General features: G+C 72.9%; 1 protein-coding gene. It reads left to right on the top strand.

Annotation, left to right across the window (positions count from 1 at the left end; translation table 11 throughout):
* A partial coding sequence (locus OO52_RS45790) for a GNAT family N-acetyltransferase (RefSeq protein WP_030659540.1) occupies nt 1-222 on the top strand: 222 nt, incomplete at its 5' end.
* Nucleotides 223-273 lie beyond the last annotated feature (51 nt).

Below are 273 nucleotides of genomic sequence, written 5' to 3'. Positions count from 1 at the left end.
ATCACCGCCCACGGGGTGGCCGGGATCTTCCTCGTCCACGTGGCCGAAGCGCATCGCCGACGGGGCATCGGCGCAGCGTTGACGGTCGCCGCGCTCCGGACCGGGCGGGAAAGAGGGATGCGCTCCGCCGCGCTCGTGGCGAGCCCCGCGGGGGAACCGCTGTACCGGCGCTTTGGCTTCACAACGCTGTCCGACTACCGCCTGTTCGCCTTCCCGGCCTGAACTGCCGCGCGCCGCGTCCGCAGACGGCGTCGTCATGGACCGACGGGCGGT

The organism is Streptomyces flaveolus, assembly GCF_000716535.1.
Taxonomy (GTDB): Bacteria; Actinomycetota; Actinomycetes; order Streptomycetales; family Streptomycetaceae; genus Streptomyces; species Streptomyces flaveolus_A.
Note: the sequence above shows the minus strand (reverse complement) of the source record. Positions and strands in the feature narration are given on the sequence as shown.